Source organism: Varibaculum cambriense DSM 15806 (genome assembly GCF_000420065.1).
In the GTDB taxonomy this organism is placed as follows: Bacteria; Actinomycetota; Actinomycetes; order Actinomycetales; family Actinomycetaceae; genus Varibaculum; species Varibaculum cambriense.
Genome location: NZ_ATUF01000003.1, coordinates 102003 through 117102 on the forward strand (window position 1 = coordinate 102003; position 15100 = coordinate 117102).

Sequence of the window (15100 nt, forward strand, 5' to 3'; positions counted from 1 at the left end):
CTTTTGCGCAATTACTTTGCGGGGGTGAAGGTTAGGAGTCGGTCGCGGTAATACTCGTACTGTTTACGCCGAGCCGTAATCTCCGCCGGTAAACCAGAAGAAAGATCATTTACCAAAGCATCGAACTTGTCCAGAATCGCCACAATGCGCTCCTGCTCCGAAAGCGGTGGTACGGGGATTTTTACCTTTTTTAGTTGCGGCGCAGTCAGTTGAGGTATACCCCCGTTTGGGAGTTGATATTTTTTCCCTTGTAAACAGTAATACAGGTATTTTGTGTTTAGTAAAGAAGTGTCTTTAGGGATTGCAGTTAGTAAACGTATTATTGGAAAGTAAGGGTAATCTCTGTATTCTGCATATCCGATCGTTCCTCTAGCTGCAATAGTCACCGCAGGAGTATTTATTTTTGCAATGTCGGTGTATCCGTAAAGGGCATTTTCCCCAATACCGTTGCTTACTATTGGTACTTTAAATTTATCAGTTTTGGATTTACCCATAGATTCTTTAGGAGCATCACCTCCCGCCGATATATTGCATGTTTCTTCTAAAGCAATAATTTCTACTTTTTTGCCTAAACGGTTTTCTTGATTACTTACATCTCGTAGCGAGTTGCGGTAGTACTCGTACTGCTTGCGACGAGCTTCTAGCTCCGTTTGTAGATTCGCTTCTAGCTCCGTGAATGAATCTAGAATCCGTACGATTTCCTCTTGCACTTCCAGCGGCGGCACTGGAATCTTTAACTTGGCGATATCTTTCGGATAGACGTGGGCAACTCCGCTTCCCTTTTTTAGGGAATGTAAAAAGTCTTGTTGATTTTTCAACCAGTGGTAGAGAAACCGAGTATTTACTTGAGGATTAGTGATGATGCTAAAGGCATCTGAAACAAAAATTGGCGAGTCCCAATACTGAACAAAGCCAGCGTAAGCGCCCGAACCGGCAACCGTTAGCAGCTCGCCACTTCGGTTGGCTTCGTTATGCCAATAGGCGGGGCCTCTACCACCTGCTATTACCGGAATATCTCCAGGAATCGCAGTTTTCTTAGATATGTACTTTCCCCGCTCTAATTCCGCAACATCGGATATTAACTTCTCATCCACCCCGTTGGGGCAGTATTTTGCGATTAGGTCTTCTATGCGGCTCATGCGGGTACCTCGGTGTTTGGGGTGCTGCTGGCGCTTTTGGGGCTTGGCGTTTGCGCTGTTGCAGCTTGCAAGGTTAACCTCCCGATAATCGCGGCTTCGCCCTCTATCGTACAAAGTTACTAACCATCTAGCGATAAACTTGCCGCCACTGATCTACTTCACTGAGAGACATTTACAGGTTCACGCGGGGGAGAGATTTTATCCGAGTGGGCGCGGTGGGCATAAGAATTTGGAAAACGCTGCGACGTTTTCCAAATTCTTGGGCAGGAGAAAAAATCTTTCCCCCGCGTTTCACATGCGAAAGCTACAGCTGGGGCTTAATCCCCACTGGAATCGGCTAGGAAAAGCTTGATGGATAGCGGCTCCAGGAAAATATCGTCGCCGGCGAGGTTAAACGGGGGAGCTTCCGCTTCCGGTTCAGAAACCGCAGAATCCCAAATCTCTTGATAGGCGGTTCCTCGTCCCGGAGCTAAGCGCACATGCTTAGGATCGAGCGTTCCGTTGAAAACCGCCAACAAATCCTGATCCCCATAGGGGCGTCCCGAACGGAGCATCTGGAAAACTCGGCTGGCCGGATCATGCCAGGCGCGATCGCCCATCAGCAGCCCCACCTGGTTATACCAGGAAAGATCGGGGATAGTGTCTCCCGGATATCGCTGGCCGCTCAAGTAGTTTGCAGGCCGGAAAACTGGGTGTTCGCGCCGCAAAGTAATCAGTTTTCGTACCGCTACATAAAAGTCTTTTTGCCAATCCACCAGGTCCCAGTTAAGCCAGGTAGTTTCATTGTCTTGGCAATAGGCGTTATTGTTACCTCCCTGGGTGCGGGCAAACTCGTCACCCGCCAAAATCATGGGGGTCCCCGCAGAAATCATTATGGTGGTGAACAGATTGAGCGCGGATCGTACCCGGGCGGTGAGTAGTTCCGCCAACGGGGAATCGCCATCTGTCCCCGGTTCTATTTCATTACTGAGCTGGAACGCCCGCCCTTCACTACCATGATTCCAAGACAGATTATTCGGGGAGCCGTCCCGGTTGTTCTCTAGGTTTTCTTCGTTATGTTTATGGTCGTAGCTAACCAAATCCCCCATGGTGAAACCGTCATGGGCGGTTACGAAGTTAATCGAACAACGGGGAGGACGCACCGCCGGGATATTCCCGGCACCATACATATCTTGGGAACCCGAAAGCCGGGAAGCTAGTTCATAGGGAGGAGCGCCCCGGGATTCCCCGCGGGACTGGGCGCGCCCATCTGCGATCCAAAAACCGCGCACCGAGTCCCGGTAACGATCATTCCAAGTAGAGAAAGGTAGTGGGAAATCGCTGGTGCGCCAACCATCCGGCCCCATATCCCAAGGCTCGGCGATCATTTTCTTATTCCGCAAAACCGGGTCATCTAGGCAGGCTTGGAAGAAAGGATGGAAACGAGTGAAATGTTCCTCGCCCCGCCCGCAGGTAACCCCCAGGTCAAAGCGGAAACCGTCGACTCCTACATCGCCAGCCCAATAACGCAATGAATCCAGAATCATTTGGATCACTCGCGGATGGCCAGTATCTAGGGTGTTACCGCAACCGGAATAATCGATACTGGCACCCTGGGAATCTAGACGATAATACATAGCGTTATCGAGGGCGCGCCAAGAAAGCGCCTGCCCGTCGCCGCTGCCCTCACAAGTATGGTTATAAACCACGTCTAGCAGCAGTTCGATCCCATTTTGGTGCAGAATCGAAACCATTCCCCGGAACTCATCCAGGACGGCCATGGGCCCGAGGGCACGGGCATCCTTGGTGGCATAGGAAGGCTCCGGCGCGAAATAAGACAGGGTAGAGTACCCCCAATAGTTACTTAAACCCCGCTCGTTAAGGAACGCTTCCGAAAGTTTCGCGTGTACCGGCAATAGCTCTACGGCGGTGACCCCTAAATCTTTGAGGTAAGCGATAGTAGCCGGGTGGGCTAGTCCCGCGTAGGTGCCGCGGAGTTCTTCCGGTACTCCCCTCAGCTGTTTAGTGAGTCCTTTGACGTGTGCCTCGTAAATAACCGTGTTTTCCCAAGGAATGGCTGGACCCGGCGCCACCTCAAACTCTTTACCAGTGACCACTCCGCGCACGGTATAGGGCGCCGAGTTAGTGGGGTCGAGCTCCAAAGGATAGAGCGGATACAGCTGATCATCGGTTTTATGGGCGTAAGTTTGACTGCAAAGCTGCACGTTTCCGCTGATAGCACGAGCATAGGGGTCGAGGGCGAGTTTATAGGGATTAAAAAGGTGACCGCGTTCCGGATCCCAAGGCCCCCAGGTGCGAATACCATAGTAGGTTCCGGCCAATACCCCGGAAACATGCCCATGCCAGATACCATCGACCGGACCTAAAAGTCGGTAACGAGTTTCGTGAGCGGTAGGTTCCGCCGAAGTAAAAAAACAGATTTCTACCGCAGAGGCATTCGGGGCAACCACCGCGATATCCACCCCGTTGCCTTGCAGGTGCACTCCCAGGCGGCTGGGGTCAGCGGTGCCATCATGCACAAAGGGGCTGGACGGCCTAAAAAAGTCGTCTATTACTGGTTTCGACACGTGTTCAATCCTATCGGCTGGTGTGCAATAGGGCTATTCCTCTAGCTAACTGGGTTTTAGACAGATGGTTATTTTCCTCCCTTAGCAAAGGGGTAGGGCTTCTCACTTTTTCACCGCGAAAGCTTGTGGCAAGGTAGAACTATGAGGATTGTCGTAACTGTAAAGCATGTACCCAACCCGCAGTCTGAACGGCGCATTGAAAATGGCCACTTGGTGCGCGGGGAAGAAGATACCCTAAACGACCTGGATGAGAACGCGATTGAGGCGGCTCTCAGCGCGAAAGCGGTAGTACCGGATGCCGAAATTATTGCCATCACTATGGGGCCGGAGGGAGCGAAGAAAGCCCTGTTGCGTGCCCTCCAGATGGGGGCAGACCGGGCCTATCACCTGTGTGACCCCGCCCTGGCGGGCTCGGATGTGACCGTGACTGCCCGGGTACTGGCGCGGGCTATCGAGAAAATCGGGGACGTTGATTTGGTAATTTGCGGAAGCTCTTCCCTGGACGGGATGACTTCGATGCTGCCGGGAGCGCTGGCAGCTACCTTGCAGCTGCCGGTAATAACCGATGCTTCCGAAGTTAGTTTCAGCGCCGAGGCCGTAGAAGCCACCAGCTATCAGGTGAGTACGGCGCTTACCTTACGTGCAGAATATCCCCTGGTGCTGTCGGTAAATGACGAGGCTAACCGGCCGCACTATCCCGGGTTTAAGGAAATGTTAGCGGCGAAGAAGAAACCGATTGAGCAATGGGATCTAGCCGAGCTAGAGCTCAGCCCGGAGGAAGTAGGCGCTGCCGATTCCGGTACTGAAGTGTTAGACGCCCAGCTATACAGCCAAGAAAAGAACCAGGGAACTATCGTTACCGACTCGGCAAACGCTGGCGAAGCATTAGCAAAATACCTGGTTGAAGCCGGTTTTGCGCAGGAGAAGTAGGAGGAAATCGTGAGCGAGAAAATCGAAAAAGATGTCCTAGTTTTTGCCCACCCGGATGCGGCTCGTCCCCAGCACCTATCGGTAGCGGCGGCGCGCCTGATTACCTTGGCGCGGGAAATCACCGGCGGTAGGGTAGTGGCGCTCGCGCCCTCTTCCATTACCCCTCAACATTTTTCCCAGGTCGGGGTAGCAGCCGTGCGCTATTTTGACCCGGAAGAAACCGGAACCTGGCAGGTAGGGGCGGTTTTAGCTGACCTAGTGGTTTCTGCGGTCCGTACCGGAGACTTTGGGGCCGTATTGCTGCCCTCAACCTCCTGGGGACGCGACGGCGCTGCCCAAGGCGCTATCCTTTTGGATTCGGGGGCCAGCACCGATGTGACCAGCCTAAAGGTGGTTGACGGGAAACTGGTGGCCGGTAAATCGGTACTCGATGGCACCTGGGAAACCAGCTACTATATTCGCCGCGGCATCCCGGTAGTAGCCATGCGGACTACGGCACTCTCGGCGGTACCGGTAGCCGAATTCTCCGAGGTAGAAACCGAGGATCTGCAAGTACAGCTGCGTGAATCTACTAAACGCATCCAAGTAGTCTCTCAAGAAGACACCGGATCTTCCCACGCGGGACTAACCGAAGCGCCAGTAGTGGTATGCGCCGGGCGCGGGGTTAACGGCGATTTTGGTCCGGCCGAGCAGCTAGCCGAGGTATTGGGCGGGTCTGTGGGAGCCACCCGCGTAGCCTGCGAACAAGGCTGGATTGATCGCGCCGCCCAAATCGGGCAATCCGGGATCTCTATCGCCCCTAACCTTTATATCGGGATGGGGATTTCTGGGGATCACCACCACGTGTGCGGGATTCGCGGCGCCAAGAAAATCGTGGCGATCTGTGATGATCCCGAGGCACGCATCTTTGAAATGGCAGATTTCGGGGTAGTCGGGGATCTATTCACCGTGGTTCCGGATGCCCTGTCTAGAATCAAGCCGCTGGACGCATAGTGGAGCTAGCCTACCTAGATAACGCTGCCTCCGAGCCGCTACGCCCGCAGGCGTTAGCGGCGATGAATGAGGCGGCTGCTAGCCTTGCCGGAATTGGGGCTAATCCCTCTTCCGCGCATGCGGCCGGGCGTAAAGCGGCGGCGCTATTAGAGACCGCCCGCGCCCAGGTGGCGAGGGCGCTAGGAGCCGAACCGGCAGAAGTTATTTTCACCGGGGGCGGTACCGATTCTTGTGCCCTGGCGCTGCGCGGCCTGGCGAGGGCGGCGCGCCGCCAGGATTCCAGCCGCACCCAAATAGTGGTTAGTCAGGTAGAACATGATGCAGTTGGGCTTAATGCTCGCGACTTGCAGGATGCCGGCTTTAAGGTGCAAGTACTGCCGGTAGATAGCGGCGGGGTAGTAGAGCTGGAAGCGGTATCCGCCCTCGACACCACTCAAATAGCGGCGGTGTCAGTGATGAGCGTGTGTAACGAAAACGGAGTGGTGCAGCCGGTTTCTAAGCTGTGCCATTTGCTGGCCGAAAAAGTAGCAGCAGATACGCGGGCTGGGCAAGGCGATCACTCTGCCGGCGGGAAAGGTACCGGCAGCGGCTCAGATAGCGGGTTCGCTATTCACACGGACGCGATTGCCGCAGCCGGACGCCAAGAAATAAACTTTGCGGGTTCCCCGGTAGATGCCATTTCGCTGGCCTGTCACAAAGTGGGCGGGCCGGCAGCCCTGGGGGTACTGCTGGCGCGCCGGGAAGTAAAAATCGCTAGCGACCGGCGCGGAGGCGGCCAAGAACGGGCGCTTAGAGCCGGCACCCAAGACGTAATCGCCGCCGTCGGGGCAGCAGCAGCATTTACCGCTGCTCAGCAAGAACTAGCAGAAACCAAGCGGCGTCACCAGCAGTTACGGGAAAAACTATTGCAAGGCGCGTTAAAAATTCCGGGAGTAAAACTGGCCAGCGAAGCCCTCGCAGTACCCGGCATTGTCCAGTTTGCGCTGCAAGGCGCGGAAGCCGAAGGGCTACTGTTTGCCCTGGATCAGGCGGGAATCTGCGCCTCGGCCGGATCCGCCTGCCACACCGGGGTAGCGCGTCCCTCCCCGGTACTTTTAGCGCAAGGCTATAGCGAACAGGACGCCCTCGGGTCTTTACGAATCTCCTTTGGCTGGTCCACGCGGGACGAGGATGTAGACCGGCTGTTACAGGCATTACCGGGCGCCCTCAGTGCCTCCCGGAAACTCGCAGAGCGGGAGAGGAAATAAATGAAAGTATTAGCAGCCCTGTCTGGAGGGGTAGACTCCGCGGTCGCCGCCGCCCTCGCAGTCGAAGCAGGACATGACGTAACCGCCGTCCATATGGCGCTTAGCGCTAACCAGACCCAAAACCGTTGTGGCTCGCGCGGATGTTGCACCGTAGAAGATGCTTCTGATGCGCGCCTGGCGGCCTCCATGTTGGGGATTCCCTTCTACGTGTGGGATATGGCGGAGACCTTCGAAGAAACCGTAGTAGAAGATTTCTTGAACGAATACCGGCGCGGACGCACACCCAACCCCTGTGTACGCTGCAACGAGTTCGTAAAATTTAGGGAACTAGCTACCCGCGCCGATGCCCTGGGATTCGATGCCGTATGTACCGGACATTACGCTCGCGTATTGAGGGGACCGGGTGGAGTGGAACTACACCGCGCCAAATGCATCGAAAAAGACCAATCCTATGTGCTGGCGATAATGGGGCGTCAGGCTCTAGAGAAAGTGGTTTTTCCGCTCGGAGAGTATAAATCGAAGAGCGAGGTACGCGCAGAAGCCGAGCGACGCGGCCTGCCCATGTCCGCCAAACCAGATTCGTACGATATCTGTTTCATCGCCGACGGGGATACTCGCGGATTCTTGCGTTCCCACCTGGGCAGTAAAGCCGGAAAAATCGTGGATACGGAGGGCGCAGAAGTGGGAACCCACTCGGGTGCCTATCAGTTCACTATCGGGCAGCGTAAAGGACTAAACCTGGGGCGGCCGGCTGCCGATGGGCGTCCTCGCTACGTGCTAGGTACCGATATGAAAACCAATACGGTAGTAGTTGGTGCCAGCGAGTTGCTGAGCGTAGATGGAATCACCGCCACCGACGCAGTTTTACTTACCGAACCGGATGATCCCGCACTAGCCGGGCAGGCAGAAGTAACTTTGCAGTATCGGGCGCACGGGCAACAAGTACCGGCGAAAGTTTATTTAGAGGCAGACGGCACCTTGCGCGCCCAGCTGCTTAAGCCCACCCGCGCGGTTGCCTCCGGGCAATCCCTAGTGGTCTATTTGGGGGATCGCGCCATCTGTGAGGCAACTATCGAAGAGGCGTTTAAGCAGGAAAAGGGGCAGTAGCCAATTCTGGGACTGGAAAGGGTGCCTTGCCTTAGGTTAATATATTCAAGCCAGCGCGAGTGGCGGAATTGGTAGACGCGCTAGATTTAGGTTCTAGTGTCTTACGACGTGCGGGTTCAAGTCCCGCCTCGCGTACCAGCTATAGCGGCTCTGACCAGCTTAAATAAAATGGTAGAGTTAAAATCAATACGGCGCCTAGGCGTTAGTATCTCTACGTTTAACTATTTAAGAGGGAGTTTCCATGTCAGAGTTAACCGCAGGTCAAAAGGCTCCAGATTTCACTTTGCCCACCGATCAAGGCACCGAAGTTAGTTTGCAAGGACTATTGGAAGAATCCGAAAAAGGGGCAGTTATTTATTTCTATCCCAAGGCTTCTACCCCCGGCTGTACTACTGAGGCCTGCGATTTCCGCGACTCTTTGAACTCGCTAAAATCTGCCGGATACGCAGTCGTGGGAATCAGTCCCGATAAAATGCCGGCCTTGGAAAAGTTCCGGGACAAGCAAGAACTTAACTTTCCGTTAGCCTCCGATCCGGAACGGGAAGTAATGAGCGCCTGGGGTGCCTACGGAGAAAAGAACTCCTATGGTCGTCTGGTAAAAGGGGTAATCCGCACGACCGTAGTAGTGGGCAAAGACGGAAAAGTAGTGCTCGCCAAATATCGGGTACGCGCCAAAGGGCATGTGGCTCGCCTGCGCAAAGAACTGGGAATCGACTAGTAAACGACAGCGCGGATCAGGGGAGAGCTGTCGAATAAGCGGCAAGTTTGGTACGCCACCGGGGACTCGAACCCCGAACCCTCTGATTAAGAGTCAGATGCTCTAGCCAGTTGAGCTAGTGGCGCCTGGGTAAAGTCGCAATGACTTTCGTACGCCACCGGGGACTCGAACCCCGAACCCTCTGATTAAGAGTCAGATGCTCTAGCCAGTTGAGCTAGTGGCGCATCGCTGCTAAACGCAACGAATAAACTCTAACCCGCCAGGCACGTCCTGGCGAAACCAATACCGGCATTGGGAGCAGTTTCACACGTGGAAGAAACAAAGTCGGCGCCAAGCTAGACTGGTGGGCATGGCGCCAGCGAAAGATTTTGTTCATCTTCATGTTCACACCGACTATTCCATGTTGGATGGTGCCGCCCGGATTGGAAAACTAGTGGAGCGGGCGGTAGAAATCGGTCAACCGGCCGTAGCTATCACCGACCATGGCTACCTGTTTGGCGCTTACGAGTTCTATGCTGCTGCCCGCAACGCAGGAATTAAACCCATAATCGGCCTCGAAGCCTATATCACCCCCGGTACTTCCCGCTTTGACCAAACTCGGCAACGCTGGGGAGAAGAAAGCCAGCGGGCAGATGACGTATCGGCACGTGGCGCCTACACCCATATGACGCTGCTTTCGCGCACCACCGAGGGGATGCACAACCTGTTTCGCTTAGGGTCGCTGGCCTCCATCGATGGGCAGATGCAAAAATGGCCGCGCGCCGACCGGGATCTGCTGGAACGCTACTCCACCGGGCTGATTGGAACCAGCGGTTGCCCCTCGGGAGAAATCCAAACTCGCCTGCGTCTAGGACAGTGGGAAGAAGCCAAAAAAGCTGCCGGAGAACTACAAGATATTTTCGGGAAAGAAAATTTCTTTATCGAACTTATGGATCACGGCCTGCAAATCGAGCGGCGAGTGCGCAACGATTTGCTGAAACTGGCGAAAGTTATTGACGCCCCCCTGATAGCCACCAACGACTCGCACTACGTCCTCAAAAGCGATCAACCCACCCAAGATGCCCTGCTGTGTATCAACTCGGGTTCGCGGCTCAACGATGCTGACCGCTTCCGTTTCGAAGGCTCCGGGTACTACCTGAAAAGCGCAGAAGAAATGCGGGAACTATTCTCTGAATTCCCCGAGGCCTGCGATAACACCTTGAAAATCGCGGAAATGTGCGAGGTGCATTTTCAAACTACCGACGAGGGCGCCGACTATATGCCCCAGTTCGAAGTGCCCTCTGGGGAAGACACTACCAGCTGGTTTGTCAAAGAAGTTCAGCGCGGCCTGCACCGGCGCTACCCGCAAGGGATCCCCGAAAAATCCCAAAAACAAGCCGACTACGAATGCGGGATCATCACCCAGATGGGATTCCCCGGATACTTCCTGGTGGTAGCCGACTATATTAACTGGGCGAAAGCACAAGGAATCCGGGTAGGGCCCGGACGTGGGTCGGGAGCCGGATCAATCGTGGCCTACGCGATGGGGATTACCGAACTCGACCCCCTCGAACATGGGCTCATGTTTGAACGTTTCCTTAACCCCGAACGGGTGTCTATGCCCGATATCGACGTAGACTTCGATGAGCGCCGGCGCGGGGAAGTCATCGATTACGTAACCGAAAAATACGGGAAAGACCGGGTTGCGCAGGTAGTCACTTACGGCAAGATTAAAGCCAAGCAGGCGCTAAAAGACTCTTGCCGGATCATGGATAAGCCCTATGCGCTGGGTGATCAGCTCACCAAGAAAATGCCGCCCGCGATTATGGGTAAAGATATCCCGCTGTCGGGAATCTACGATGAGAAGCATCCACGCTACGGGGAAGCCAGCGAGTTTCGCCAATACGTTTCCGATAACGCAGGCGAGGTTAAACCGGTTATCAAAATGGCGCAAGGGCTAGAGGGCATTACCCGGCAATGGGGAGTGCACGCCTGCGCGGTCATCATGTCCAGTCATGATTTAACCGATATCGTGCCTATGATGAAACGCCTGGCCGACGGGGCGATCATCACCCAATTCGACTATCCCACCTGCGAAACCTTGGGACTGTTGAAAATGGACTTCCTGGGGCTGCGTAACCTAACTGTCATCTCGGATGCCCTCGACAATATCGTGGCTAACGGGAAGGAACCTCTGGATTTAGAGCAAGTTCCCCTGGATAACCGCCCCACTTATGAGCTGCTTTCCCGAGCGGAAACCCTGGGGGTATTCCAGCTGGATTCTGCGGGGATGCGGTCGCTGATGCGGCTGATGAAGCCTACCGAGTTCTCCGATATTTCTGCGGTCGGCGCCCTCTACCGGCCTGGCCCTATGGGGGCGAACTCGCACACCAACTATGCTTTGCGGAAAAATGGGCGCCAAGAAATCGAGCCTATCCATCCCGCCCTCTCCGAAGCCCTTGCCGATATTTTGGACGAAACCTACGGTCTCATCGTCTACCAAGAGCAGGTAATGGCAATCGCCCAAAAAGTCGCCGGCTATTCCCTGGGGCAGGCAGATATTTTGCGGCGCGCCATGGGTAAGAAAAAGAAAAAGGAGATGGATAAACAGTATTCGCGCTTCCACGATGGGATGATCGAGCGCGGATATCCCGAGGACGCGGTCAGTAAACTTTGGGAAATTCTGGTGCCGTTCTCCTCCTATGCGTTCAATAAATCGCACTCCGCTGCCTATGGGTTAGTTTCCTATTGGACGGCCTACCTCAAAGCCAACTATCCCACCGAATACATGGCGGCGCTGCTGACCTCCACCAAAGATAACAAAGATAAACTGGGGCTTTACCTGCGAGAATGTCGCCGGATGAATATTGCGGTGTTACCTCCGGACGTGAACGCCTCCGACTCAGATTTCACTGCAGTTGGCGAATCCATCCGCTTCGGTCTGTCTGCAGTACGTAACGTCGGTATCAACGTGGTTGCCGAAATCGTGAAAGCCCGTAAAGAAAAAGGTGACTACACTTCGTTCCACGATTTTCTGGACAAAGTCCCCATCGAGGTTTGTAACAAGCGGGTAGTGGAATCTCTGATTAAGGCGGGGGCCTTCGATTCCTTAGGGCACGCCCGCCGCCCGCTCGAAGCCATCCATATTGAGGCCGTCGACTCCGTGATCGACGTGAAACGAAACGCCGCCATGGGGCAAGAAGATCTCTTCGGGATGATGGCTGCCGATGAGGGAGTTACTTTCACCGTGCAAATCCCCGAGCTTCCGGAATGGGATAAACAGCAAAAACTCAAGTTCGAACGGGACATGTTGGGGCTTTATGTTTCTGACCACCCCTTACAGGGGATGGAGACCATTCTTGCCCACAATAGTGACACTGAAATCGTGGATCTTTCTTCCGAGGACGGGGTAAGAGATGGGCAACAAATTCAAATATGTGGCCTGATTACCGCGGTGCAAAGTAAAACTACCAAGCGTGACGGGAACCTGTGGGCGATCGCCACTATCGAGGATATTTCCGGCTCTACCGATGTGCTGTTTTTCCCGAACACCTACCAGAAGTATTCGCAAGACTTGGTGACGGACGAAATTGTGAGCGTGCGGGGACGGGTACGGATTCGTGACGAAGAAGCTTCCCTGTACGCGCAAGAAATGACCGTGCCTGACATCAGCCAGGTTTCCAATGGCCCTTTAAATATCTATATCGCGGCAAATCGTCTTACCGAAGATATAGCGGAGCAATTACGGGAAATCCTGGGTTCCAGTCCGGGACAAAGCGAAGTTCGGATGCATCTGCGCGGCTCTAAAGGCACAACTATCGTGCAGCTGGGTGATGATTTGCGGGTAAATCGCGGATCCGGTTTAGCCGGCCAGCTAAAAACCCTACTCGGTCTGCACTGCCTAGAAAAGCGCAAATAACCTTCCGCGCTCCACTAATTTAACGGGAGACTTGGGCTCCGGCGGTGCCGGTGGGGAGATTTACTTGCACGATATCGCCGGGGGAGAGGGCGCTGCCGCGGCGAGTTTCTACCTCGCCATTGACCGTCACATCACCGGATTGGATAAGCACTCGTGCCTCGGCGCCGTCTTCTACCAGGTTTGCTAGTTTCAGAAACTGTCCGAGCTTGATAGTTCCCCGCACTGAAATCGCCGGTAAGGAAACGCTGTTATTATCTGCCACACAGTAAATGATACTAAACTGTTGGCAGTATGACTTTATTGGCGCATGTTGGAGGAGCTAGATGAGCAACCCCGAACCGCACGGATTCCCACAAGGTGATCAGCCAAGCGGAGCAAACTGGCCTTTCCTAAGATCAGGGCAAGCAGAGCTAGGTAGTCAACCCATCGAGTCGCAGCCGCAACCGGCTTTCCCTGCCCCGGCCGCACCTCCGGCGCAAAATGTTCCCCAATATAGCCCGCAGTTCCCGCAGGTGGCAGAATACCCGCAGACTCAAAAAAAACCGCTTCCCGAAGAATCAGTGGTTTCGGCCTCTGGAAGCAAAAACCCGCAGCCCGAACCGGTAAAGGAGGCCGGGGCACCCGCGGAAACTGAGGGAACGCCGGTAGCCACGGAATATGATTCCCGGGTGTCGGCACTGGAGATTCAGAAATCTTTACATCAGCAAGCCTTAACTCCGTGGTGGTTGGACGCTTTAATGGGGTTGTCTTTGTCCGGGGTAATGGTTTTCAACGGTTTCGGAACGTCCATGTGGCTTAGGATCGGTTCCCTGATCGTGATGGTGATTGCCCTGATTTTGGTGACCTGGTACCAGGGAGATGCGCAGGAAAAATCGAATACTTTCCTCACCGGTACCCTAATGGGGGCGGTTTGTGGTTTTATTGCCGGCCTGATTGTGGTAGCTGCCTCGCTATATCTGGTTTCCCCGATTCCTGCCTGGTATCCCTGGGTATTGTGGCTGGTCTGTGCGGTACTGCTGTACCTTACCTATCGCGGTTTCCGGGATTGGGTAATGCGGAACTTACAGAAGAAACACCAAAAGTAGTTTCACTATATAAGTCAAAATATTTTATTTATTGGACTAGACTGCGGTCTCTTTTCTCAAACCCAATAACATATCCCCATGCTGTCAATTACTGATTTCCGCACTACTATGCCAACCGGGATGGAACTGCGCCAAGCGCTACCGCGCGCCCAAATGAATATTGAGGACGCGGCAGAGAAAATTCGTCCTCTGATGCAGGAGGTAAAAGCGCGCGGTGCCGTCGCTCTGCGGGAGCTTTCCGAAAAGTTCGATGGGGTCAGGCCAGAGCATCTGCGCGTACCGGAAGAAGAGCTCTCCTCGGCATTGGAGCAGCTTGATTCGGCAGTGCGGGAAGCCATGGATATTTCTATCGCCCACAATCGCGCCGGGCATCGCGCTCAGGTTCCCAGTGAGCGAGTAACCGAAATAATGCCCGGCGGGATCGTGAAACAGCGCTGGATTCCGGTCGAGCGGGTAGGGTTGTATGTTCCCGGCGGACTAGCCGTATATCCGTCCTCCGTAATCATGAACGTGGTAGCCGCCCAGGAAGCCGGGGTAGGGCAGATAGCAGTCGCCTCCCCGCCGCAAACTCGGTTCGGAGGCAGGGTACATCCCACGATTTTGGCCGCCTGTCAGCTGCTGGGGGTAAAGGAGGTTTACGCCGTAGGTGGGGCACAAGCGATCGCCATGTTTGCCTATGGGGCTAGCGGGGAGGCGGGCATAGATCCCGATCCGCTGTGTCAGCCGGTTGACGTGATTACCGGGCCGGGAAATATTTATGTGGCGGCGGCTAAACGTTTAGTGCGCGCAGTTTGCGGAATCGACGCGGAAGCCGGCCCCACAGAAATTGGGATTATCGCAGATAAGAGTGCTAATCCCACCCTGGTGGCAGCAGATATGATTTCGCAGGCCGAGCACGACCCCAATGCGGCCTCGGTACTTTTTACCGACTCTGAGGAACTTGCGCGCAAAGTAGAAGCAGAAATCGTTCCGGCCGCGCAGGCGACTAAGCATTCGCAGCGGGTTTGTCAGGCTCTCAGTGGCCCCCAATCCGGAATAGTGCTGGTAGCCGATATTGCTAGCGCGATTGACGCGGTTAATGCTTACGCTCCCGAACACCTAGAGATTCATACCGTAGAAGCGGGAGAAGTAGCGAATCAGATCCGTAACGCCGGAGCGATTTTTGTCGGCCCCTATACGCCGGTTCCCCTGGGTGACTACCTGGCGGGCTCTAATCACGTCCTCCCTACCGGTGGTACCGGGCGTTATGAGGGCGGGCTGTCAGTAATGGCGTATCTAAAACCGGTGCAACAGATTGAATACCAGCGCGGGGCTCTAGAAAAAATGGCGCGTCCCTTAACCGCGTTTGCGGACGCCGAAGACCTTCCGGCACACGAAGAAGCCGTGAACTGCCGATTTGAATAAATAACAGATAGG

Annotated in this window: 11 protein-coding genes and 3 tRNA genes; 9 read left to right on the forward strand and 5 right to left on the reverse strand. The window is 54.7% G+C overall.

Annotated elements, in window-relative coordinates:
• Nucleotides 1-11 precede the first annotated feature (11 nt).
• Both F605_RS0105595 and glgX read right to left on the reverse strand, forming a co-directional pair.
• Nucleotides 12-1139: a restriction endonuclease subunit S gene (locus tag F605_RS0105595; RefSeq protein ID WP_022864913.1), complete on the reverse strand. Its 1128-nt coding sequence runs from the start codon at nt 1137-1139 to the stop codon at nt 12-14.
• A gap of 317 nt (nt 1140-1456) precedes the next feature.
• Entirely contained in the window at nt 1457-3706 is a 2250-nt protein-coding gene (glgX, locus tag F605_RS0105600; RefSeq protein ID WP_027723634.1) for a glycogen debranching protein GlgX, read from the reverse strand.
• A gap of 141 nt (nt 3707-3847) precedes the next feature.
• Here glgX and F605_RS0105605 point away from each other — a divergent pair, with 141 nt between their 5' ends.
• From F605_RS0105605 to F605_RS0105630, 6 genes are all read left to right on the forward strand, one after another.
• On the forward strand, nt 3848-4636 hold the full coding sequence (locus F605_RS0105605) for an electron transfer flavoprotein subunit beta/FixA family protein (protein WP_022864916.1): 789 nt from the start codon (nt 3848-3850) through the stop codon (nt 4634-4636).
• Between the two features lie 9 nt (nt 4637-4645).
• A complete protein-coding gene (locus F605_RS0105610) occupies nt 4646-5629 on the forward strand; it encodes an electron transfer flavoprotein subunit alpha/FixB family protein (protein WP_022864917.1) in 984 nt (327 codons plus the stop codon).
• Nucleotides 5629-6876, forward strand: coding sequence for a cysteine desulfurase family protein (locus F605_RS0105615; RefSeq protein ID WP_022864918.1), 1248 nt, complete (start codon nt 5629-5631; stop codon nt 6874-6876). The genes F605_RS0105610 and F605_RS0105615 overlap by 1 nt, the downstream gene beginning before the upstream one ends.
• Nucleotides 6877-7983, forward strand: a complete 1107-nt coding sequence (gene mnmA, locus F605_RS0105620) for a tRNA 2-thiouridine(34) synthase MnmA (protein WP_022864919.1) — start codon at nt 6877-6879, stop codon at nt 7981-7983.
• Nucleotides 7984-8036: 53 nt separating this feature from the next.
• A tRNA-Leu gene (locus F605_RS0105625) sits at nt 8037-8121 on the forward strand.
• A gap of 103 nt (nt 8122-8224) precedes the next feature.
• Nucleotides 8225-8701, forward strand: coding sequence for a peroxiredoxin (locus F605_RS0105630; RefSeq protein WP_022864920.1), 477 nt, complete (start codon nt 8225-8227; stop codon nt 8699-8701).
• Nucleotides 8702-8749: 48 nt separating this feature from the next.
• On the opposite strand, the gene F605_RS0105635 is transcribed toward F605_RS0105630, so the two are convergent.
• Nucleotides 8750-8826 (reverse strand) — tRNA-Lys (locus tag F605_RS0105635).
• Nucleotides 8827-8851: 25 nt separating this feature from the next.
• A tRNA-Lys gene (locus F605_RS0105640) sits at nt 8852-8925 on the reverse strand.
• Nucleotides 8926-9050: 125 nt separating this feature from the next.
• Here F605_RS0105640 and dnaE point away from each other — a divergent pair.
• Nucleotides 9051-12599, forward strand: a complete 3549-nt coding sequence (gene dnaE / locus F605_RS10090; protein WP_022864921.1) for a DNA polymerase III subunit alpha — start codon at nt 9051-9053, stop codon at nt 12597-12599.
• A gap of 19 nt (nt 12600-12618) precedes the next feature.
• On the opposite strand, the gene F605_RS0105650 is transcribed toward dnaE, so the two are convergent.
• A complete protein-coding gene (locus tag F605_RS0105650; RefSeq protein ID WP_022864922.1) occupies nt 12619-12861 on the reverse strand; it encodes an RNA-binding S4 domain-containing protein in 243 nt (80 codons plus the stop codon).
• Between the two features lie 61 nt (nt 12862-12922).
• On the opposite strand from F605_RS0105650, the gene F605_RS0105655 reads away from it, so the two are divergent.
• Nucleotides 12923-13684, forward strand: a complete 762-nt coding sequence (locus tag F605_RS0105655) for a hypothetical protein (RefSeq protein WP_022864923.1) — start codon at nt 12923-12925, stop codon at nt 13682-13684.
• A gap of 78 nt (nt 13685-13762) precedes the next feature.
• Nucleotides 13763-15088 (forward strand): histidinol dehydrogenase, encoded by a 1326-nt coding sequence (gene hisD, locus F605_RS0105660; RefSeq protein ID WP_022864924.1) that lies wholly within the window; start codon nt 13763-13765, stop codon nt 15086-15088.
• Nucleotides 15089-15100: the final 12 nt, after the last annotated feature.